General features: G+C 33.6%; 20 protein-coding genes. 7 read left to right on the top strand and 13 right to left on the bottom strand.

Features of this window, described 5'->3' with window-relative positions:
- Positions 1-32: 32 nt before the first annotated feature.
- Positions 33-1,181 (bottom strand): FecR family protein, encoded by a 1,149-nt coding sequence (locus tag E0F76_RS06100; RefSeq protein WP_132002828.1) that lies wholly within the window; start codon positions 1,179-1,181, stop codon positions 33-35.
- A 161-nt stretch (positions 1,182-1,342) separates the two neighbouring features.
- Here E0F76_RS06100 and E0F76_RS06095 point away from each other — a divergent pair, with 161 nt between their 5' ends.
- Entirely contained in the window at positions 1,343-1,876 is a 534-nt protein-coding gene (locus E0F76_RS06095) for a sigma-70 family RNA polymerase sigma factor (protein ID WP_132002825.1), read from the top strand.
- Between the two features lie 139 nt (positions 1,877-2,015).
- On the opposite strand, the gene E0F76_RS06090 is transcribed toward E0F76_RS06095, so the two are convergent.
- Both E0F76_RS06090 and E0F76_RS06085 read right to left on the bottom strand, forming a co-directional pair.
- A complete protein-coding gene (locus tag E0F76_RS06090) occupies positions 2,016-2,621 on the bottom strand; it encodes a 3'-5' exonuclease (protein WP_246021990.1) in 606 nt (201 codons plus the stop codon).
- A gap of 62 nt (positions 2,622-2,683) precedes the next feature.
- Complete coding sequence (locus E0F76_RS06085; protein ID WP_132002819.1) at positions 2,684-4,600, bottom strand: DUF294 nucleotidyltransferase-like domain-containing protein; 1,917 nt, start codon at positions 4,598-4,600, stop codon at positions 2,684-2,686.
- 529 nt (positions 4,601-5,129) lie between these two features.
- Between E0F76_RS06085 and E0F76_RS06080 the strand changes: the two genes are divergently transcribed.
- On the top strand, positions 5,130-5,933 hold the full coding sequence (locus tag E0F76_RS06080) for a sulfurtransferase (RefSeq protein WP_132002816.1): 804 nt from the start codon (positions 5,130-5,132) through the stop codon (positions 5,931-5,933).
- A 73-nt stretch (positions 5,934-6,006) separates the two neighbouring features.
- Here the strand turns inward: E0F76_RS06080 and E0F76_RS06075 are convergent, their stop codons facing one another.
- From E0F76_RS06075 to E0F76_RS06055, 5 genes are all read right to left on the bottom strand, one after another.
- Positions 6,007-6,789: a haloacid dehalogenase type II gene (locus tag E0F76_RS06075; protein WP_132002813.1), complete on the bottom strand. Its 783-nt coding sequence runs from the start codon at positions 6,787-6,789 to the stop codon at positions 6,007-6,009.
- Positions 6,790-6,841: 52 nt separating this feature from the next.
- The gene (locus E0F76_RS06070; protein WP_132002810.1) at positions 6,842-7,150 is read right to left on the bottom strand and encodes an EthD family reductase; all 309 of its coding nucleotides are present in this window, start codon (positions 7,148-7,150) and stop codon (positions 6,842-6,844) included.
- A 197-nt stretch (positions 7,151-7,347) separates the two neighbouring features.
- Positions 7,348-7,905, bottom strand: coding sequence for a carboxymuconolactone decarboxylase family protein (locus E0F76_RS06065; RefSeq protein ID WP_132002807.1), 558 nt, complete (start codon positions 7,903-7,905; stop codon positions 7,348-7,350).
- Positions 7,906-7,976: 71 nt separating this feature from the next.
- Positions 7,977-8,540 carry a TetR/AcrR family transcriptional regulator gene (locus tag E0F76_RS06060; RefSeq protein WP_132002804.1) on the bottom strand — a complete coding sequence of 188 codons (564 nt, stop codon included), beginning with the start codon at positions 8,538-8,540 and terminating at the stop codon, positions 7,977-7,979.
- Positions 8,541-8,647: 107 nt separating this feature from the next.
- Positions 8,648-10,180, bottom strand: coding sequence for a SulP family inorganic anion transporter (locus E0F76_RS06055; RefSeq protein WP_132002801.1), 1,533 nt, complete (start codon positions 10,178-10,180; stop codon positions 8,648-8,650).
- Between the two features lie 119 nt (positions 10,181-10,299).
- On the opposite strand from E0F76_RS06055, the gene E0F76_RS06050 reads away from it, so the two are divergent.
- Positions 10,300-10,860 (top strand): thioredoxin family protein, encoded by a 561-nt coding sequence (locus tag E0F76_RS06050; protein ID WP_132002798.1) that lies wholly within the window; start codon positions 10,300-10,302, stop codon positions 10,858-10,860.
- Positions 10,861-10,969: 109 nt separating this feature from the next.
- On the opposite strand, the gene E0F76_RS06045 is transcribed toward E0F76_RS06050, so the two are convergent.
- The 5 genes from E0F76_RS06045 to E0F76_RS06025 all read right to left on the bottom strand — a co-directional run bounded on the left by E0F76_RS06045 (position 10,970) and on the right by E0F76_RS06025 (position 17,830).
- Positions 10,970-11,902 (bottom strand): peptidylprolyl isomerase, encoded by a 933-nt coding sequence (locus E0F76_RS06045; RefSeq protein ID WP_132002795.1) that lies wholly within the window; start codon positions 11,900-11,902, stop codon positions 10,970-10,972.
- Positions 11,903-11,993: 91 nt separating this feature from the next.
- The gene (locus E0F76_RS06040) at positions 11,994-12,989 is read right to left on the bottom strand and encodes an alpha/beta fold hydrolase (protein WP_132002793.1); all 996 of its coding nucleotides are present in this window, start codon (positions 12,987-12,989) and stop codon (positions 11,994-11,996) included.
- A 265-nt stretch (positions 12,990-13,254) separates the two neighbouring features.
- On the bottom strand, positions 13,255-14,205 hold the full coding sequence (locus E0F76_RS06035) for an NmrA/HSCARG family protein (RefSeq protein WP_132002790.1): 951 nt from the start codon (positions 14,203-14,205) through the stop codon (positions 13,255-13,257).
- Positions 14,206-14,688: 483 nt separating this feature from the next.
- Positions 14,689-15,084: a type ISP restriction/modification enzyme gene (locus E0F76_RS06030; RefSeq protein WP_132002787.1), complete on the bottom strand. Its 396-nt coding sequence runs from the start codon at positions 15,082-15,084 to the stop codon at positions 14,689-14,691.
- Positions 15,085-15,703: 619 nt separating this feature from the next.
- A complete protein-coding gene (locus E0F76_RS06025) occupies positions 15,704-17,830 on the bottom strand; it encodes a M3 family metallopeptidase (RefSeq protein ID WP_132002784.1) in 2,127 nt (708 codons plus the stop codon).
- Positions 17,831-18,018: 188 nt separating this feature from the next.
- Between E0F76_RS06025 and trmD the strand changes: the two genes are divergently transcribed.
- The 4 genes from trmD to E0F76_RS06005 all read left to right on the top strand — a co-directional run bounded on the left by trmD (position 18,019) and on the right by E0F76_RS06005 (position 23,178).
- Positions 18,019-18,693 carry a tRNA (guanosine(37)-N1)-methyltransferase TrmD gene (trmD, locus tag E0F76_RS06020; RefSeq protein WP_132002781.1) on the top strand — a complete coding sequence of 225 codons (675 nt, stop codon included), beginning with the start codon at positions 18,019-18,021 and terminating at the stop codon, positions 18,691-18,693.
- A 418-nt stretch (positions 18,694-19,111) separates the two neighbouring features.
- On the top strand, positions 19,112-19,462 hold the full coding sequence (gene rplS / locus E0F76_RS06015) for a 50S ribosomal protein L19 (RefSeq protein ID WP_132002779.1): 351 nt from the start codon (positions 19,112-19,114) through the stop codon (positions 19,460-19,462).
- A 283-nt stretch (positions 19,463-19,745) separates the two neighbouring features.
- Positions 19,746-21,968, top strand: coding sequence for an NADP-dependent isocitrate dehydrogenase (locus E0F76_RS06010; RefSeq protein ID WP_132002776.1), 2,223 nt, complete (start codon positions 19,746-19,748; stop codon positions 21,966-21,968).
- Between the two features lie 442 nt (positions 21,969-22,410).
- Positions 22,411-23,178: a TIGR02757 family protein gene (locus E0F76_RS06005; protein WP_132002773.1), complete on the top strand. Its 768-nt coding sequence runs from the start codon at positions 22,411-22,413 to the stop codon at positions 23,176-23,178.
- Positions 23,179-23,410 lie beyond the last annotated feature (232 nt).

Genomic DNA, 23,410 nt, shown 5'->3' with positions numbered 1-23,410 from the left:
TTTTTTTGTTTCACTTCTAATTCATAGGCAGTTTATTTGGTTATAATTATTAAATTGTTTTCAGTTATTTTATAATTAAAAGAGTAAATTTTACTCATTGCTTCCATCACTTCATTTATAGATTCTATATTTCTGTCAAATGAGCCACTGAATTTCACCTCATCTAAATCTTTGTTATTATTGGAAATAGAAACGTTATAAGTACGTTCTAATTTTTGAGTTATTTCCTTGAATCCAATACTTTTAAAAGCAATTTCTCCTTTCATCCAGTTTGTATAATATTCTGTATCAACTTTTTCTAATGAAAAAAGAGCTTTTCCTGATTTATCAAATGCTCCTTTAAATCCAGGCGTCAGCATGGTTTTATCATTTGGCCTTGTTGTTGTACTCAACGCTACCGAACCTTCTACCAAAACTGTATTTACCACTTTATCTTCTGCATAAGAAGAAACATTAAATTTTGTACCCAAAACTTGAACATGAACCGCATCTGCATTTACAACAAACGGATGTAATTTATCTTTGGTAACATTAAAAAATGCTTCTCCTTCAAGGAACACTTCTCTTTTCAATCCTTTGATAAATCGTACCGGAAACCTTAATGAACTGCCTGAATTCAAACAAATACGTGTTCCGTCAGACAAGGTTACATTGAAGGTTTTTCCGTCAGGAATTCGTATTTTATTGTAAACCAGCTTATCAATTTCAGTATTTGAGTTGTACTTTATTTCAGTTCCTTTCTGGGAACCGATTTGTTGACCACTATTCGAAACAATTACTTGATCTCCATTTGCTTTTAGAATTTGAATATCTCCATTCTCTAATACCAATTGAATTTCGTCTCCATTTAATTTTATTTCAGAATCAATTACATCCTTGTGTTGAAGAAGGAATAAGACTCCTATAAGACCCAAAAAAATAGCGGCATACCTTAATGATTTCTTCCATAATGGCACAACTGGACTTGAGTGTTTTTTAAGTTCACTTTGTAATTCTTCCCAATTTTCATTAACATCCATAGAATCAATAAAACTCAAAGCCTCCTCTATTAATCCTTCTTTGTAAAGATTTTCAATCAGCTCTTGCTCTTCGACACTTAATTTCTTGAATTTCTTAACGTCGATATTTCCTTTCGCGTTAATTTTTCGTAGAACTTTAATCACTTTGGGTTGAATTTCCATACTGTTATTTTATTAAATCAATATTCAATCGTTATAGTTATGTTATAAAAAAGTTAATTTAGGGTGACAATATTTTTAACTTTTTTAACGAAAATACTTTTATTTTATCTTTTTTTTACTAACTATGCAATAAATTAAATCATTCTTTAATTATATAACTAATGTCAGCGAACGAAGATTTAATAAAATTCGAGGCTTTATACAAAGATAATTTTGCATTTTTATCATTGGTTTCCTTTCAAATTACCAAAGATAAAGATGCCGCAAAAGACATTGTGCAAGATTTTTTTATCTACTTCTGGAAAAAAGAACCAGCGATTACTATTACCTCGTCATTCAAATCCTATAGTTCAAAAGCGATTAAAAACCTTAGTCTACAATACCTAGAAAAAACAAAACAAATTATTTCGATAGAAAAAAACATATTTATTCCAGATTTTGAAGAACAAATTAACTTTGAAAAACTAGAAGAAAGCAAAATTTCAAAAGTGATGAAGTTGCTAAACCAACTTCCAGAAGCGAGGAGAAATATTTTCATCTCTCATGTCATTGACAATAACAGCTATTCCGAAATTGCTGAAAATCAAAACATTTCTATTAATACCGTAAAAACACAAATGAAAAGATCCTACTCGTTCATAAGAGAAAAAATGGACGCTTGCATTATCATATTAATAATTACAATTTTTGGATAATGAAGTTCTAAAAATCAAAAGATGGTTCTTGCTCAAGAACTCAAATTAGTATTGAGTGGCAAACTTTTCAACTTATTTTAAAGATAACGAACCAAAACCAACCGAATGAGTCCGAAAATCGAAAGATTTTTGGACTTTTTTATTTATTCAAATAGTAATTTGTTTTGATTAAATCGTGTAAATTCAAGGTGTTATTTTTTTGGTATTTAATCGTTAATTTTAAAAATATATAAGCAGTTATCAAAGCATCACCTAATGCGGTATGCCTATCGTGCTTTTTCACATTATAAATATCGCAAAGTTCATCAAGACTGAAGATTTTTTTTGATTTATCTTGAGTTGCAATTTTTTTATGAATGTAATTCGTGTCTAATTGTTTCGATTTTATGGAACCCAGGTTCATTCTTTTTAGTGCCACATTTATCATTGTAATATCAAAAACAGTATGATGGGCAACAATGACAGCATCGTCTAAATAGTCAATAAATTGACGTAAAGCTTCTTCTTCACTAACTTTTATCTCGTTTCCGTTTTTTCGAATTCCGTGAATCTTAACGGTATCTTTATTAAAAACTTCTTGTTTGATGTACACTTCAAATGAATCTGAAACTAAAATTTTATTGTTTTTTATGGCAACGGCACCAATACATAACATTCGATCCCCCTCATAACTAAACCCGGTAGTTTCCGTATCTAATACTACAAAACGGATACTTTCAAAGTTAGAATATTTTATATTTTTCAACTTTTCAATATGATTTTCCCAAAATTCAGGATATTTTTTTCTTTTAAAAAAGTCAAACATAATTAGGGAAGTAAGGCAACATTAAAACGAATTTTTAATATTTCTTGGATATTTGACAATGGTTTGAAACAACTCTTCAATTTCAATCGGTCTGATTTACTCAAAGCATTTATATCCACAAATCTCCCAGTATCATTATTTGCTAAACCTTGTGAGGTTCTAAATTGGAGCAAGATTTTAAATGCTATTGCACAAGATTCGAACAAGTCACGATGTTGTGGGTCTAATTCCATTAAACGTTCAAAACGAGCAATTGTATTATTGATTTTTAAATTATGGTGTAACGAAAAAATTCTGGCAGCATCAACAAGAGGTCGAATAGCGCGGCTTTTAATATCAAATTGATCTTTATTTTCACCATCTTGTTCTACTAAAAACTGTTTGAAAAACCCAAGTGGAGCAGGATTTAAAAGCGTAGATTTACTCAAAAACCCTAGAAAAAACTGTTTGTCAGCAACATTTTTAAAAACACTGTCCGACATTTGATTGTACAATTCCACATCACCAGCAACGTAATCAAAATCAAAAAATATAATGCTCAAAAGAATTTTATCTGAAGTAGGATTATCGATCCATTCTTTAAATTGAGTTTGCCATTCGTTTAATGACTGACACCATTTGGGGTTACTTGCCATTATATTTGCTGGGCAATATTCAAACCCAACTATATGCAACTTTTCAGTAACTTTAGTAGAAAGTTTTAAAAAATAAGCTTTAACACTTGCGTATTCTGATTCGGGTACATTTTCGAAAACCAATGCATTATCTTGATCCGTAATCAACAATTGTTCTTTCCTTCCTTGACTTCCCATGGCTAACCATGTATAAGCTACTGGCGGATCCTCTTCTAATTCTTTAATAGAAAGCCTAACAATTCGCTTAGTAATTGCAGTATTTATTTCTGAAATCACCTTTGTTATAAAATAAATAGGAATTTCCTGTTCTAAATAACCTTTTGTAAGCTCTGAGGCCTTAATTCTAATGTATTTAAGCGTTTCAATATCCTTAGCGTGTTTCACATCACGAATTAAAAATACTGGATTGTTAGCCTGTACAAAATTCAAATCCTGATTTGTTAAAATTCCCACTAATTCTGATTTATCAGTACCATCTTTGGTAATACAAATGTGAGATAATTTATTTTTCAGCATTGCAATTTGAGCTTCGGCTACAGTAAATTTTTCTGGAAAAGAAATCACTGGACTCGACATTATGGCAGTGACTTTTTTATCAACACTAACCAAGCCTGTACCTATTTTTGTTCTAATATCTTTGTCTGTAATAATGCCAAGTGGACGATTATCTTCAGCGATAATAATAGAGTTTATGACTTTTTCAGTCATTATAATCGACGCTTCCTTAATAGTAGTATCTACTGTACAAGTAATAGGGTTTTTACTATATTGGGCAGATTGAGTTTCGGCAAAGCTATTTTCGACTTTTTGCACAGAAGACACATTGGCAAACAACCTTCCTTTGTGTTTATCCGAAAAAGGTTCTCTCGTATTTGTTGCAAAATTAGCAATTAGATACTGACTTACTTTTGGATATTCGTCAACTATTTCAAGAAATATAGAAACGGGTATCCCATAAAGAATTGTTTCTTCATTTGTGGCCGCACCCATAGTATAATCTTCATTTATTATTAAAGGACGTAAGCCAAAAATGTCCCCTTCATCACAAATATCTAAATTGTATTTTTGATCATCAATAAAGCGATACAATCGAACAGCTCCTTCATATATAATATAAAAATGTTCCTGAGGTGCCTCATCTTGGTTAAAAATAATGACATCTTTTTCAAAATATACTATCTCAACTTTAGCCGCTATGTCGAGCAACTTACTTTTTGAAATTAAGTTAAAAGGGGGATAGTCTTTTAGAAAATCATATATACGTTCTGAAATGGTGTTCTTCATTTACAAATTAATGTTAATTTATACTAAATCCAAAGTTAGTCTTTTTCAATCCAAATAAAAAAATGTACTTTTATATGATTCTAAAAAAAATGGATTTACTGGCTTTTGTATAGAAAAGCCAAAACAATTTATACATAGCAATTTATTATTATTTCATTTTTAACCGTTAAGAAAATTAAGATTTGAAGGATTTCTTAATTTTATGGCTCTACAGGCATTTCTACGAAAAAGGTAAAATAATTTAGTTTTTTTTTAAAATTTTTAAACCATTAAGTTATTTAAGGTTTATTAAGAAAAAAAACTTAATTTTTCTTAACTTGCTTAATAGTTAAAAAAAAGAGGTTCACAACTTATCCATAAGAACCAATTTTATAAATGGTTTAATAAAAAATCAAAACTATTTATCCTGTTTTATTGTTAAAGTATCAATTGTATTCAGCTTTAGCTGGAGGCATTTCATTTTTTTAATAGACTGATTAATCACAAAAATTAATGTTCACAAAATAGCAACAACCTAAAAATATTAAAAATGAAAAACACCATAGTTTCTGCAAAATGGGTTTCTGAACATATTGAAGATGATAATTTAATTATTCTAGAAGCACGACTGGACCAAAACCAAACAAAGGATACACAAATTCCTGGAGCGCGTTTGTTTGATATAAAAAACACTTTCAGCGACACAAAAAATCCATTGCCAAATACCTTTCCTTCTGAGGAACAATTCACTACAGAATGCCAAAAATTAGGTGTTAATAATGATAGTTTCATAGTGGTTTATGACACTACTGGAATTTACTCCAGTCCAAGAGTTTGGTTTATGTTTAATGCCATGGGACATACAAACATTGCAGTTCTGGATGGTGGACTTCCAGAATGGATTAAACAAGGATATCCTACTGAAAAACCGAAAGAAACCACCTATGCTATTGGCGATTTTCAAGGCCATTTGAATACTGATACCGTCAAAAATAAAGAGCAAATTCTTGAAAACATAGATTCGAAAAAAGCCAATTTAATCGATGCTAGATCATCAGACCGTTTTCATGCCACGATAGAAGAAACAAGAGTCGGAATCAGAAACGGCCATATACCTGGTTCGGTTAATGTACCTTTCGAAACCCTTTTTAAAGATGGAAAATACAAATCGGCAGCGGATTTGACTGAAATATTTGACCTCAACGACAAACCTTTGTATTTTACATGTGGATCGGGAATTACAGCCTGTATTCTATTATTGGCTACCGAGCTGATTGGCGATAATCCGAAAGCGGTTTACGATGGATCATGGACAGAATGGGGACAAGCGACTGATTTACCAATAGAAAAATAGCAAAAAAAAAGGCTTCTTTATTAAAAATAAAGAAGCCTTTTTTTTATAATATGATGCGAGAATTGCCGTTTGATTATTGTTTATAATAGATCAGTTTTTGGGCTATTTTAAGAAGGTCTGTTTCGTTTATTTCTGGCAAAGGTGCCAAAGGATACAGTTGTTGTCCGGGACGTGCTATAAAGGCGCCTCTCCATCCTGCCCAGATTGCTCCTGCTATATCCCATCCGTGAGCGGCTATCATCATACATTCGCTAGGTTGTACCCCTAGTTTTCTGGCTGCCCAATCGTATACATCGCTATGCGGTTTGTATTTACCAATATCTTCAATGCTTAATCGCTGATCAAAAAAATCGGTTAAACCTGCATTTTTAAATTGGTTTTTGACTCCTTTGTTGGAAGAATTAGTTAAAGAAACCAGGATATATCCCGCTTTTTTTAACTTCATTAATGCTTCTTTTACTTCGGGATGTGCGGGTAGTGAAGCAATCGCACTTACTGCACTTTTAGCGTCATTTTCCGTGAGTTGCACCCCATTATTAGCTGCAACCATTCTCAAAGATGCTGCACCTATGGTACCAAAATCGGTGTATTGACGGGCTGTGGTTTCTACCAAAGAATAGTGCAGCATTGTGGTAAACCATAAGGAAGCTAAATCTTCTCTGCCTCCTAAGGCTTTACCAACACTTTTTTTAATATTTTCTAAGTCTAATAACGATTCGTTGACATCAAAAAACAACACTTTTGGTGGCACTGCTGCTGAAATTGAGACTGCTGTTTCTTTAAATTTTGTTTCGGAACCAAACGACAAACTGGGTGCCGTAATTTCTGCTATAGTTGCTAAAGATGCTTTTTTCATAAAATTTCGTTTGTTGCTTTCCTTGTTTATTGTATTGATTTTCTAGATAGTTTTAAATAATTTCACTTATTTGAAGCTCTCCAGCAACATTTGTATAATTGGGCACATCGGCGGCAAATGTGGCTGCATGAGGTTCAAAAGAGGTCTTAAAAGAGGCTATAGAATCAAAGTTTAAATGAGCAATGGCCACATAAGGCGCTAATTCACCTGGCACTCTTCCGCCAAGGCCAATATTCAATTCCATTCCTATTAATGCATCACCTAATGCTTGAGCAATCATGGGAAGGTGGGTATTTTTATAATAATCTACATCAAATTTGGTCTCTGGACCGTTTGGATATAGTACACTTACTTTTATCATGGTATTTTTATTTTATGTTTTTTTGAAACAAGTCACCAACCTTATTTTGCACTTTTTTTGTTGTCTTGTGCTCGCAGCCCGACCTGAGTGGAGCTCTTTTTTGTGCAGCGTAGCGGAACAAAAAAAGCGGGAACGGAGGGCGGAATAGCTGCCCAAATAAAAAGAATTAGTATTGGTGACTTAGTTTTTATTTTGGATTATACTGTTGTTGGTTCCCAAGCAAATTTTTTGGACATGGCGTCTACCGGTGTATTGGCTATATGATTGGTGTAGTTGCTAATTATTTTTTGAGACAAACCAAGGATAATTTCTAGTACTTGTCTTTCGCCATAACCTGCAGCATAAAATGTGTCTAAATCTTCTTGAGTTACATGACCGCGATTACGAACAATTTTTAAGGTCATTTCGTGTAAGGCTTGCAATTTGGCATTGGGCATTGCGGTTCTATTGCGCAAAGCATTCGAGATGGACTCATCTACTTTCATCATGGCAGCTATTCCGGTGTGTGCGGGAACGCAATAATGACATTCGTGCTCTACGTTGATGGTTTGCCAAACTACGGTAAGTTCGTCGTTATTGAAAGAAGAGTTTACAAAGAATTCGTGAAGGGTTTTGTATGCCTCCAAAGTTTGAGGTGAGTTAGCCAAAACACCATGAAGACCAGGAATTACACCGTAGGCTTTTTGTGAATTTTCTAAAGCTTGTTTACTTTCTTCTGGTGCTGTTTCGAGGTTGTGAATTTTTAATGTAGTCATAATTTTAAATTTTAATTTATTACTGTTTATATTTCTAAGCAATTGCTTAGTTTTAGATCAAAAAAAAGGATTTAGATGTTTTTGAAGGTTAAATCGATATAATCATCTATCTCCTTTTTAGTGTTTACTCTTGATGCTGCGGCCAAGCCGTGTTTGGCTAGTACCAAATAATTGGCTTGCTGATGAATTGTTTCTTCATCTTTAGAAGGATCCATTCTTAATTTTTGGATGAATACTTCTTTTAATTTGTTCATGAAATCGACCATTTGCTCGTTGATCAATTGGTCTTCTAATCCTGCGAATTCATTGTAGGTATTTGTAATTAAACAGCCTTTGTTATTGCCAAATTCTACAGGTTTGTTTACTGAATCGTAAAAAAATTGCTTAATATCACTTACCCCATCGGTGCCTTTGTGTAATTTATCGAATATAATATTCAATTTTGCTTTGTAGCTTTTAATGGATTCTAAAAAAACGCCCTGTTTGCATCCAAAACTGGCATAAATAGAAAACTGATTGATGCCCATTTCTTTTTCCAACATACGAACGGAGGTGTTTTCATACCCATTACGCCAGAATAAAGACATTGCCTTTTCTATTACTTCTTGTTCGTTATATTGTTTTGTTCTTGCCATTATTATTTTTACACTACAAAACTAAGCAATCGCTTTGATATAGGAAAGTAGTTTAACATTTATTTTTAATATACTCCTTAAATTGCCCTGAGAAGCCTGATATTAAATTAATCGGCCATTACTTTATAGGTAGGATCTTCCATAATATTTACTTCGATAATCTCGTCGGCATTGTGCAACAGCTGACGACAATTAGAGCTTAGATGACGCAAATGAATTTTTTTATTGACTTTGGCGTAGCGCTCAGTGATTTTATTCACGGCTTCGATAGCACTCATATCCATAATTCGGCTTTCTTTAAAATCGATGATTACCTCATCCGGATCGTTTGCAATATCAAATTTTTCTCCAAAAGTGGTAGTGGAACCAAAGAAAAGTGGACCGAAAATTTCGTAATGCTTCACCCCTTTCTCATCTATATATTTGCGAGAGCGAATTCGTTTGGCACTTTCCCAAGCAAAAACCAAAGCCGAAATAATTACTCCTATCAACACAGCCAAAGCCAAATTATGCAAGACGATTGTAATGAGAGCAACCACTACTAAAACAAAAATATCGTGTCTTGGCATTTTATTAAAAATACGGAAACTCGCCCATTCAAACGTTCCTATAGAAACCATTATCATTACTCCAACTAAAGCGGCAATGGGTAATTGTTCGATTATAGGTCCACCAAAAAGAATAATCATAAGAATTGTAATCGCTGCAATTATACCTGACAAACGCGCTCTAGAACCCGCCGAAAGATTGACCAATGTTTGTGCAATCATAGGACAACCACCCATCCCGAAGAAAAATCCGTTTAAGATGTTTGCGCCACCTTGAGCGATACATTCTCTATTGCTATTCCCTTTGGTTTCGGTAATTTCATCTACTAGATTCAAGGTCAACAAACCTTCAGTCAATCCCACTCCTGCCATAATCAAGGCATAAGGGAAAATTATTTGCAATGTTTCGAATGTTAATGGAATATTTGGAATATGAAGGGGCGGAAAACCACCGCTTACACTAGCTATATCGCTAACTGTTTTGGTATTGATCCCCAAACCTAAAACAATAATAAAAACAACTATAATTGCCACTAAAGAAGCTGGAACTGCTTTTGAAATTTTAGGAAAACCTAAAACCACAGCAATAGTCAACACTACCAATCCTACCATAATATACAATGGACTTCCCGAAAGCCAAACACTTTCTCCATTGACAACGGTCTTGAATTGCTCTATTTGTGACATGAAAATAATAACCGCCAATCCGTTTACAAAACCGTACATCACGGGTTGTGGCACTAAACGAATAAATTTACCTAATTTAAATAGACCCACCAATATTTGAATAACACCTGCCAATGCAACTGCGGCAAAAACATAATCTAATCCGTTTGATTTCATTAAGGCAATCAAAACAACTACAGTTGCCCCTGCTCCACCAGAAACTAATCCAGGTCTACCACCAAAAATAGCCGTAACTAATCCCATTATAAATGCGGCATATAACCCAACTAAAGGAGGAAAACCAGCCAAAATCGCAAATGAAAGTGATTCTGGGATCATAGTCATCGCTACAGTAAGTCCTGCTAAAATCTCGATTTTGTAATTTACTTTTTGACTGAAATCGAATAAATTTAGATACTGCTTCATTGAGTTTTGGTTTATTTTAGAAGTTTGCAAAAATACAATTTTTAAATCAAATCGAGATTCAATACAATTAATCTTCTTTTTTCGTTAACTTTAACGGTATATTATTTAATCAATTAAAAATGTCTGAAACACCTTCTAATATGCTTGCGCTTGGAACTACTGCTCCTGAATTTTATTTGAAAGACACCAATTCAGATGACACTAATTTTTCTTTTGCGGATATAAAAGGAGAAAAGGGAACACTCGTTATGTTTATTTGCAATCACTGTCCGTTTGTGATTCATGTTGTTGAAGAAATAGTTCGTATCGCCAATGATTACAGAGTACAAGGTCTTGGAGTTGTCGCGATTTCGAGTAATGACATTGTGAATTTCCCTCAGGATTCTCCAAAATTAATGACTGAATTTGCGTTCGAAAATAGCTTTGAATTTCCCTATCTATATGATGAAACTCAGCAAGTAGCCAAAGCCTATAACGCTACTTGTACTCCTGATTTCTTTTTGTTCGACAATCAAAACAAATTGGCTTATCGCGGACAATTGGATGATAGCAGACCGGGAAACGGCATTTCTATAAGCGGAAGTGATTTGCGTGGCGCCATTGATGGTGTGATATATAATCGAATCATAAATCCCAACCAGAAACCAAGTATTGGGTGTAATATTAAGTGGAAAAAGTGAGTTGTGAGTTACAGGTTTACATAAAAAAATGCCTCAAAAACTAATTTTGAGGCATTTTCATTTTATACTCTAACATTCACTGATCACTATAAACTGATCACTGAATACTCTATTTAACGTCCATTAATTCAACGTCAAAAATCAAGGTAGCATTTGGTGGAATTACTCCTCCAGCACCTGCAGGTCCGTACCCTAAGTCAGAAGGGATCACAAAACGCGCTTTATCTCCCACTTTCAACAAAGCAATACCTTCGTCCCAGCCTTCGATTACTTGACCAATTCCTAGTTTGAATTCGATTGGTTTTTTTCTTGGATATGAAGAATCAAAAACTTTTCCGCTTTCTAATGAACCTTCGTAGTGAACTGATACTGTTTTTCCAGCTTCCGCTTGTTTTCCTTCTCCTTTTTGAATGAATTGGTAACGCAAACCGCTTTCTGTTTTTTCAAAACCAGCAGCCAATTTTTCCATTTTAGCTTCCGATTCTTCTTTCAAAGCGGCTTGTTTTTTCAAACGGCCCCCTTTTAAACCTACGAATGCTTCAATTGCATTCCAGTTTTTAGCTTCTTCACCCACTCTAATGATTTCAAGAGTTTCTAATTTATCTGCTTGCTCAATTGCATCAACAACATCTTGACCTTCAATTACGTTTCCAAAAACTGTGTGTTTGTCATCTAGCCATGGTGTAGCCACGTGTGTGATGAAAAATTGAGATCCGTTTGAACCGGGACCTGAATTTGCCATAGACAAAACTCCTGGGGTATCATGACGCAAATCTTGGTGAAATTCATCATCAAATTTGTATCCTGGATCTCCAGTTCCTGTTCCTTGAGGACAACCTCCTTGAATCATGAAATTTGGAATTACTCTATGAAAATTTAAACCATCATAGAATTTTTGTCCTTGAGGTTTGATCTTGTTTTCCATGTTTCCTTCTGCAAGAGCTACAAAGTTTCCAACAGTTCCAGGCGTTAAATCGTGTGTTAGTTTTACTAAAATCGCTCCTTTTGAAGTGTTGAATTTAGCGTATATTCCGTTTTCCATTTTTATTGTTTTTTATTGAGGTGCAAATTTACGAATAAATTTTATCCCTTCATAATTAATACGAATTTCCATTTTTAAAATGGTTCTATTATTACTTTTCTAGAAAATCCAAAAGCGTTTGTAAGAATTTGTCAAAACTTTCTATGTGCGGCATGTGACCAATATTAGGGATTTCGACCAATTTTGAATTTGGTATTTTCTTTTGTGTTTCTTTACCTAAAACTGCATACAACCCCATTGTTTTTCTAACTTCCTCAGTTACTAATGGTTTTCCTAAAGCAGTTCTATCTCTTGTCCCAATTATTAAAAGGGTTGGCGATTGAATGTTTTGAAATTCATAACATACGGGTTGGGTAAAAATCATATCATAGGTCAAAGCCGAATTCCATGCTATTTTTTTAAAATCAGAATTCAAGGTCCATCCTGCCAAAAGGTTCACCCATTGGTCGTATTCTGGCTTCCATTTTCCGTCATAATAACTGTCTAATTGGTATTTTTTTATTTTTTCGTAACTTTGATTTAGTTCGATTTTATACCACCAATCCACATTTTGATAAGGTACTTTAAGTTTCCAATCTTCTAAACCAATTGGGTTTTCTAGAATCAATTTCTCTGTAACTTCAGGATACATCAATGCAAAACGAGTGGCTATCATTCCACCCATTGAATGTCCTAAAACCGCAGTTTTAGCAATACCCAAAGTATCTAATATTTGTTTGGTGTTTTGCGCAAGTTGCTGAAAAGTATATTGTAAATCATCCGGTTTTGATGATTTTCCAAATCCTATTTGGTCAGGTACAATTACTCTGAACCCTTTTTTAGTCAACCCTTCAATTGTAGTTTTCCAATAGGCTCCGTTGAAATTTTTACCGTGCAGCAAGACAATATTCTTTCCGTTATAATTGTCTGGTTTCACATCCATATACTCCATTTGGAGTTCTTGCTGTTGGATTTTTAAAGTGATAAATTGTACTGGATAAGGATACTCATAATTACTTAGATTGATATCCAACCATTTTAACTGTTCTTGCTGTGCAATAGAGGTCATTGTTCCCAAAAAAAGTACTAATAGAAATTTGAATTTCATGCTTATTTATTTAAATATTTTTCATTTGTGGTAAATTTAGACATAATGAAATGGCCTGAAAAAACATTAGGAAGGTTTTAACAGGCACAGAAAGAGTTGCTGTGCTATATAACTTAGCAAATTATAATTTATCCTAAAGGTATGTCTGCAATTTTAATACGTTTGAATAAGTACATCAATTGTAATATTTAATTTTGCATGCAATTGACGAACCATTTCAAGTGAAAATTTTATTTTCATATTCAATATTGTGCTCGGATTCATTTTAATCTAAGGGAATGCGCGAAACATTTAATGAAAGCCATTTATCAAAGCTTTGCAATTCTGGGTTTAACTCTTTTGAAAAATCTTCATTTCGATTACCATTAAAGTCTTCATTAAAATCTCGTTTAAACTGAAACATGTTACCCAAATCATCGGCTCCAGGAAATCCAAAATTGCGAAACGTATCAGGGCTTACATTATTATAAGTTACATTTTTATTCAAAGCTGAAGAAAATTTTGCTGCCATTTCATTTCCATTTAACTTTTCACCTACGACACCAATTGTTTTTCCGATTACCGCTTTGCCTTTTTTGAATATTCCATAAGCACATTTGCCAATATCTTCTGCTGCCATTCCTGCTAATTTTTTATCATCCATTGGAAATACAATATAGTACTTTCCATCATCTCCTTTTTTAGGTCCCATTCCAAAATAGATGAAATTATCCCAATAAAATGAAGTTCTTAAAAAAGTTACTGCTAAGTCCGTTTCAACAAAAAGTTTATCCGCAGCACCTTTCCCATCAAAATGAGGCACTTTGTATTTTCCTTGTAAGGTTGGCATTCTGTTGTCATCTAAGGGTACCCAATTTCGGGTATCTTCTAAAGTTGACCAAATAATGTGCTGTAAATTGATTTCTTTTGCAGCTTGAATAAAGTTGATTACTTCCTGAATTTCTTTTTCTGCTGAAAAATGTTCCCAAAAAAAAGTGACAAAATAGGCTCCATAGGCACCATCTAAAGCTTTTTTAATACTGTCTACATCATCAATGTCGGCTACTACAACTTCCGCACCTAATTGGGCCAAAGCCTTTGCCTTAGCAGAATTTGCATCTCTGGTTACAGCCCGCACTTTAAATTCTGAATTACTATCGGCCAAAATTGCTCTTACGAGTCCACCACCCTGTGCCCCTGTAGCACCAAATACAGTAATAATTTTATTTCTTTCCATTTTTAAAAAATTAATTTCCTACTCGTTTGGCTTTTCGGTAGCGCCCCGTTTTTTTGGAGTGGTAGCTGGTTTCCACATTTTATTTTTAGGTAATGTCAATTGTTTATTAATTTCAGAACAAACTATTAATTTTCGATTATTATCGGTAGAAAATACTCTCAAAGTCTCTCCTACATTTGCGGATGACACTAAAATAAAGACGAAAAAAATTGGTTTAAAAAAGCTATTAAAGATACTAAAACAAACCTTAACTCAAATAAAAAAACACATAATAGATTATATACTAATACCTTAGAGCATAATTATTTGGATTTTAAATTACCTGTTTTACTTCAAATAAAAAGTAAAAGGGAAATTTTCCTGCATATTATTATTTCCTTTTTAAGGAAATCTTGGTTGAGATAGCCAGTTGCAATAAATAATAAAATAATTGCTTTATATTCTTGTAAACATGCTCTCAATTCCACTTCGAAGGAACGAAATTTAAAAACTTTGTTTTACAACAATATATGCACCATCAACAGTGAATTCTGTGAAGTAGTTTTCATCTATTGGGTTATCCACTAAATGCTTTTGTCTGACTTTCGAACCTAATGCTACTGATTCCCAAAAAGTTTTGGTGTCTTTTGGAAATGAAATTTTTATGTAATCAGAATTTGCTATTTCCTTGTTTTTTTCTTGGTTCGTTGGCGAATGCAAGGCGGCATAAATATAATCGAGTAGGTCTATTGTAGAAAATATTTCTCTGAATTCTGGGCGAACTTCATTACTATTTGCCATGCAAACATTGCCTTCAGCTTCTTTTTCAGGAACAAATGTCAATCCCAATTGCTTGGCTATTTTGTTTGTAATTTCTGTTGGTATTGGTTTTAGTTCCATTGCAATTTCGTTTGTGTTTAACTATTCTATTAATTGTGAGAACATAATGTCTCTATGTTAGGAATAAACATTCTCTAATGTGTCATTTCCTTGAAGGAGAAATCACATAACGTGAGCAACTAATGAGATTTCTCCTTCGTCGAAATGACACAAAAAACCTAACTATATGAAATTGGACGATACGGTTTCGCTTTTGGCTATTACAAAATTATAATTTAATTCGTTTGTTTTTGTTCACGAGCACGGCGCACAATTTAAGCAAGTTTTCAATTTTAAAAATTAGTAATAAATAATTAGAACAAAACATACTATTTATAGTACTAAAGATTAAAAACAATAAAAATATAATTTGTTGAAAAGCAACATTTAGCCCAGATCGAAATAAAAATCCTTGTGGACTAAAATGGATTTTTTCTTGTCCTAAAAGAGCGACCAAAGGAAGCTCCTTTTGGGACGTAGAAAAAACCATTTTTAGCACGCAAGATTGTAATGTAGTGCTGGATTAGCTTCTAAAAAAAAATGACACTCAATTGCTTGAATGTCATTTTTTGTGAAATAATCTAATTGCATCTCGTCCTACGACTAGGCTCAGGATGATGCGCTCGATGTAACAATGTCTTTATTTTTCTAGAAGTCCTGAATTTTTTAAATAAGGTTCGATTTCCATTTTGTGCCCCACTAGATTTTCGAAAGCTTCGTTTAAATCGACGCTGTTTCCAACAGAAAGTATGTATTTTCGAAATAGGTCGCAATTTTTTCGGGTCATTCCACCATTGGCCATCATCCAGTCATAGACATTATAATCTAAGGTTTTAGACCAAGTGTAGGCGTAATAACCTGCAGAATATTCACCTCCCCAGATGTGAGCAAAGTAGGGAGTATGGTATCTTGGCGGCACTTCGTTTACTAGCAAACCATATTTTTCTAAGGCTTCTTTTTCGAAGATTAATGTAGGCTTGAAATCGGATTCGTTTTCTACAGTATGCCAAGCCATATCTAAGACTGAAGCTGCTAATATTTCGGTTACGTCATAGCCTTTGTTGAATGTTTCGGCTTTTTTGAATTTGTTTACCAATTCTTGCGGAATAGGTTTTTTGGTTAGATAATGTACTGCATAATTTTTTAGAATTGCGGGATCAAATGCGGCGTGTTCGTTGATTTGAGATGGGAACTCTACATAATCTCTTGGCACTGAAGTTCCTGAAATTGATGCGTATTTTTGGTTGGCAAACAATCCGTGCAAAGTATGTCCGAATTCATGAAACATGGTAATTACGTCATCTGTACTAATTAAGGAAGGTTTTCCTTTTGCTGGTTTTGAGAAATTGAACACATTGACTATGACTGGTTTTTGATTTAAATAATGGGACTGATTGACCATATTATTCATCCAAGCGCCTCCGTTTTTATTGTCACGAGTGTAAAAATCTAAATAATAAATTGCCATCGATTTTCCGTCGTTATCAAATACTTCGTATACTTTTACATCCGGATGATATACTGGCAAGTCAGATCGTTTTTTGAATGTGATGCCATACATTTGTTTGGCTGCATAAAAAACTCCTTTTTCTAAAACCGTGGCTACTTCAAAATAAGGCTTGATTTCGTTCTGGTCTAGATCGTATTTCATTTTACGAACTTGCTCGGAGTAAAAATTCCAATCCCAAGGTTCTAATTTGAAATCCCCCTTTTGGGCATCGATTAAATCTTGGATTTCTTTGGCTTCAATTTTGGCTTTTGCAACGGCAGGAGCAGCAATTTTTACCAATAAATCCATTGCAGGTGATGGCGTTTTGGCCATTTGATCTTGCAATTTCCATTCAGCAAAATTTTTCTTGCCCATTAATTGGGCTTTTTGCAAACGCAATCGGACGATTTTCTCTATTATTTCGCGAGTATCACCATCATCCGCTTTTTCGGCACGATACCATGATGCTTTGTATATTTTTTCTCTACTTGCTCGGTTAATTAAATCTTGCAATAAAGGTTGTTGGGTAGTGTTTAATAAAGCGATCAAATATTTTCCGTCTTGTCCCGACTCAGTTGCGTTTCTTTTGGCAGCTGCAATTTCATCGGTACTTAAACCTTCTAAGTCCTTTATATTATCAAATAAAACGGCTCCTTTTTTTCGAGCGACCAAAAGTTTATTGGTATAAGCTGTACTTAAAACGGCTAGTTCTCCGTTGATTTTTTTCATTTTATCTTTATCCTCAGCGGATAAATTGGCTCCCGCTAATTCAAATTTCTGCAAATAATATTCAGTTAACTTTAAATCTTCTCCTTCTAAAGTATTTAATTCCAAGGCTTCAAAACGCAAGAACAATTTTCTGTTTAGGTACATTTTATCCTCGTGTGCTGCAAATATTGGGGCATATTCCTCTTCTATTGCTTGCAAAGTAGGATTCTTATTAGCACTTGTTAAGTTTTCGAAAATCATTTTAGCTCTTTTAAAATCCTGTCCAGAAATTTCAAGGGCCAAAACTGTGTTTTCGAATGTAGGCTTTGCAAGATTGTTAGCGATTTTTTCAATTTCTTGATCGTGAACTTTTATACCATGTTCAAATGCCGGTTTAAAGTCGGAATCTTTGATTAAATTAAATTGTGGTGCTTGGTATTGTAAAGTGCTTTTTTGCAAAAGTGGATTTATCATTTTTACGGGTTTTATTTGTGCAGATACCATTTGTGTTTGCAGGGAAGCAAACAAAAAAACAGCACCAAGAATTACTAATTTTTGGGGGATTTTCATATTTTAATTTTTAATTTTTAAGAGTTTAAAAGTAACAAATATTTATCAATTTATTCGCCAGCAACCATAGATATTCAATAGTAAATAAACCTGTTAATGAATTTTACAAAACAATAAGCGAGCCAAATTAAGCAATCAAACTTCGAATCGATGAAACTTTGTACCTTTGCAAACTAGAAAATAAAAAAATGCGAATAGATATTATTACCGTTTTACCTGAATTATTACGAAGTCCGTTTGAAGCTTCGATGATGAAACGCGCTATAGACAAAGGAATTGTGGAAGTTAATTTTCATAATTTACGCGATTACACGACCAATAAACAAAAGAGCGTAGACGACTACCCATATGGTGGTGGAGCCGGAATGGTGATGAATATTCAACCTATTGACGACTGTATCGCTCATTTGAAAAGCGAAAGATCCTACGACGAAATTATCTACATGTCGCCTGATGGGGAAACATTGAATCAAAAAATGGCGAACACCATGTCGATGTATGAAAATATCATTATTCTTTGTGGTCATTATAAAGGAGTAGATCAAAGAGTGCGCGACCAATTTATTACCAAAGAAATTTCTATAGGTGATTATGTTTTAAGTGGAGGCGAATTAGGTGCCTTGGTTTTATGCGATGCTATAATTAGACTTATCCCCGGAGTTTTGAGTGATGAAACCTCGGCATTGACCGATAGTTTTCAAGATAATTTATTATCCGGTCCCATATACACTAGACCTGCGGATTATAAAGGATGGAAAGTTCCCGAAGTTTTGTTGAGTGGGCACTCGTCCAAAATCGACAAATGGAGAGAAGATATGGCTTATGAACACACTAAAACTAGACGTCCTGACTTACTGGAATAAATAAAGTGGTCAGTGGTCAGTTTTTATTATTCAGTTTTGTTGGAAAGAACAAATGATTTGTGGTTAGTTTCTATTTGATTGCCCTAACTAACTGACCACTAAAAACTGTTAACTGAATACTTAAAAGTAAAGATTGTACAAAAAAATGTTTGTGTTTTATCAAATAGTAAATAAAATATTAAAAAAACAAAAAAACCATTAAGGAAATTAAGGTAGATTAAGTCATTTTAATCTTAATGAACCTTAATTTCCTTACTGGTTTAGCGTTTTAAATTTATAAAAACCACACAATTCTGGGTAAAATAAAATAAAGTTTGTAAATTAAAACAAAAGATGTAAATTTGCGCCCTCATTAGACCAACCTCTGGCGAAATCCGTGAATGTTGCTCTATATAAAACCATAATTAAAAAAATTATCATGGCAGATTTAATGAAATTCGTTAAAGACGAGTTAGTTGCTAAAAAAGATTTCCCTGTATTCGGAGCTGGAGACACAATCACAGTTTACTACGAAATTAAAGAGGGTGAAAAAACAAGAACACAGTTTTTTAAAGGTGTTGTAATTCAAAGAAGAGGTTCTGGTAACACAGAAACTTTTACAATACGTAAAATGTCAGGTGCAATTGGAGTTGAGCGTATCTTCCCAGTTAACTTGCCAGCTTTGCAAAAAATTGAAATCAACAAGAAAGGTGCTGTACGTAGAGCTAGAATTTTCTACTTCAGAGAACTTACTGGTAAAAAAGCAAAAATTAGAGATAAAAGAAGATAATCAACTATCTTTTACATTATTAGTCCCGTTCCGATTCAAATCGAAACGGGACTTTTCTTTTATAAAAAAAACGAAATAAAAGAGGGTTGTTTTTTAATCTAATATTTTCATTTTATTAAAAAACGAACCTTATAATTAATAATTCTCTTTTAGAAAATAAAAAAATAATAATTCCATAATTGTTGAAACTAAATCAAACATAAACTGAGTGTTATACCATTAACGAAAACGTTTTTCTTACATTTGTACCCCAAAATAAATATTTAAAATAATTTTTTATAAAATGTCAACAAAATCTAAAATATTTTACACGCTTACAGATGAAGCGCCTTTATTAGCAACTTATTCTTTTTTACCAATTGTACAAGCATTTACGGCAACCTCCAATATAGAAATTGAACCTAGAGACATTTCCTTAGTTGGAAGAATATTATCAAATTTCCCTGATTTTTTAAATGAAGATCAAAAAGTAGAAGATTCACTAACTGAACTTGGAAAATTGGCCACTACTCCAGAAGCCAACATTATAAAATTACCAAATATTTCTGCATCTGTACCGCAATTAAAAAATGCAATTGCAGAATTACAATCACACGGTTACGCAGTACCAAATTTCCCCGAAGATCCACAAAACGATGCTGAAAAGGAAATCAAAGCTAAATATTCTAAAGTATTAGGATCCGCAGTAAACCCAGTTTTACGTGAAGGAAACTCTGATCGTAGAGCACCTAAAGCGGTTAAAAACTTCGCAAAAGCAAACCCACATTCAATGGGAGCTTGGTCTGCCGATTCAAAAACTCAAGTGGCTTCAATGGAAAGTGGTGATTTTTACGGAAGTGAAAAATCATTAACCATTGCTGATGCTACTGATGTAAAAATCGAATTTGTTGCTAAGGATGGTTCGACTACTGTTTTAAAAGCTAGCACACCTTTAAAATCAGGCGAAATTATTGACAGTTCAGTAATGCACTTGAATACTTTAAAATCGTTTGTTGCTAAAACTATCACAGAAGCTAAAAAACAAAATGTATTGCTTTCTGTTCACTTGAAAGCTACTATGATGAAAGTTTCAGACCCAATTATTTTTGGAGCCATTGTAGAAGTTTATTTCGCTTCGGTTTTCGAAAAATACGCTACTTTATTTAAAGAAATTGGGGTTGACACTCGAAATGGTTTGGGTGATGTTTATGCTAAAATTGCAGGGAAACCATTAGAAGCTGAAATAAAAGCAGCTATTGACCAAGCTATCGAAAACGGACCAGCATTAGCAATGGTAAATTCTGACAAAGGAATTACGAACCTTCAAGTTCCATCGGACGTAATTGTAGATGCTTCTATGCCGGCTATGATCCGTACTTCGGGTCAAATGTATAACAAAGAAGGAAAACAACAAGATACTATTGCCATCATCCCAGACAGATGCTATTCTGGAGTGTTTGCTGCCACAATTGCTTTTTGCAAGAAACACGGTGCTTTTGACCCAACAACTATGGGAAGTGTACCAAACGTAGGTTTGATGGCTCAAAAAGCAGAAGAATATGGTTCTCATGACAAGACTTTCCAAATGAAAGCAGACGGTTTAGTTCGTGTAATTGACACTAACGGTACCATTTTAATGGAACAAAATGTTGATGCAAATGACATTTTTAGAATGTGTCAAGCAAAAGATGCACCAATTCAAGACTGGGTAAAATTGGCTGTAAACAGAGCCCGTTTATCAAATACTCCAGCTGTTTTTTGGTTAGACGAAAACAGAGCTCACGATAGAGAAATTACTGAAAAAGTAAAAAAATATTTAAAAGATCACGAAACAACTGGATTGGATATTCGTATTTTAAACCCAATTGAAGCAACTGAATTTACTTGCGAAAGATTAATCAAAGGTCTAGACACAATCTCAGTAACTGGAAACGTATTGCGTGATTATTTAACCGATTTATTCCCAATACTTGAAGTAGGAACCTCAGCAAAAATGCTTTCTATAGTTCCTTTAATGAATGGTGGTGGATTGTTTGAAACTGGTGCTGGAGGATCTGCTCCGAAACACGTTGAACAATTTATTAAAGAAGGATACCTACGTTGGGATTCTCTTGGAGAGTTTTTAGCTTTAGGAGCTTCATTAGAGCATTTAGGGCAATCCTTAAACAACTCTAAAGCCATCGTTTTAGCAGAAGCATTAGACGAAGCAAGTGATAAATTCTTAGCAAATGATAAATCTCCTGCTCGAAAAATAGGCCAAATTGATAATAGAGGTTCTCATTTTTATTTAGCAATGTATTGGGCAGAAGCTTTAGCGAACCAATCAAAAGATACTGAATTAAAGGCAATCTTTACTCCTATTGCTATCGAATTTGAAACTAACGAAACTAAAATTAATGCTGAGTTAATTGGAGCACAAGGAAAATCACAAGACATTGGTGGCTATTTCCAACCAAATCCAGCATTAATTAGCAAAGCAATGAGACCAAGCGAAACATTCAATTCCATATTGGCAAAAATAGCTTAGACAATTAAAAACTTCTTTAGTTCTAAAAACTAAATTTAGGATTATATTTTCTTAAAACAGTAGTGAGCAAATGCTTACTACTGTTTTTTTTTAAATGTATTCGAATAGGATGTAATAAAAATCCTTAACTGAAAAACCACCATATTATACCAAACGAAAATACGTTTTAGACCAATTCTGTTTTTGTCAAATGGAGCGCAGTCGAGAAATAGTAATGTATCTCGATTGCGCTCGATTTGACAAATTGGTCTTTTTTATAAATTATTGGTATAACTTTTTGTACTTTTTATATTATATAAATTGAAGCTTTGCATGCTGTCTACTGAAAATAGTCCGATCCAAAATAGTTCAGAATACAGCTGTATTATTCCAAACTACAAGTATTATTTGGCATACCTTTACTTATATATTTCGATAAACCAATACGATCCTTCCTTAAATTATGACAACATCCGAACTCAAATCCTTCCTTGACGAAAAAGTCATTCAATACAATACACTCGATTTTATTGAAAGTGACCCTGTTCAAATTCCGCATTTGTTTTCGCAAAAAGAAGACATTGAAATTGCGGGGTTTTTGAGCGCTACCATTGCATGGGGAAATCGTAAAATGATTATCAAAAACTCCCATAAAATGATGGATTTGATGGGAAATTCCCCATATGATTTTGTGATGTCACATTCAGAATATGATTTGGAACGCATGGAATCTTTTGTACATAGAACGTATAACGGACAAGATTTTACCAGTTTCATACGAGGTTTGCAGCATATTTATAAAAACCACGACGGCCTTGAAGCTGTTTTTTCTAAACAACAAGAACCAAATTCGATGCAAAAAAGCATCTCCGAATTCAAGAAGGTTTTTTTCGAAATCCCTCATCAATACCGAACTCAAAAACACATTTCGGACCCCATGAATGGTTCTGCTGCCAAACGGATAAATATGATGCTACGCTGGTTTTGTCGCCAGGACAATAAGGGCGTGGATTTGGGAATCTGGAAAAGCATCTCGCCTTCGATCCTATCATGTCCTCTTGATGTTCATTCTGGAAATGTGGCTCGAAAACTTGGAATGTTGACTCGAAAACAAAACGATGGAAAAGCCTTGACTGAATTGGACACAAAACTTCGAGAACTAGACCCAAATGATCCCGCAAAATATGATTTTGCTTTATTTGGATTGGGTGTTTTTGAAGGTTTTATTTAAAAAAGTATTTTATAACATAAACAAACGCAATAAAAAGGTATTACCAATTATTTAAAATATTTGGTAATACCTTTTTATATTAAATAATTTTACACCCAAGAATCACATTGTATTTATTGTAATCTTTACCTTACTTTTAATTAAATTTGTGTGTTTTATCGGTATTAATTCGCATTTAATCGATTATATCAAAAAAAATAATATTAAATTTGATACACCCTATTTACCTAAT

Source organism: Flavobacterium cellulosilyticum, from assembly GCF_004349355.1.
Classification (GTDB): domain Bacteria; phylum Bacteroidota; class Bacteroidia; order Flavobacteriales; family Flavobacteriaceae; genus Flavobacterium; species Flavobacterium cellulosilyticum.
Note: the sequence above shows the minus strand (reverse complement) of the source record. Positions and strands in the feature narration are given on the sequence as shown.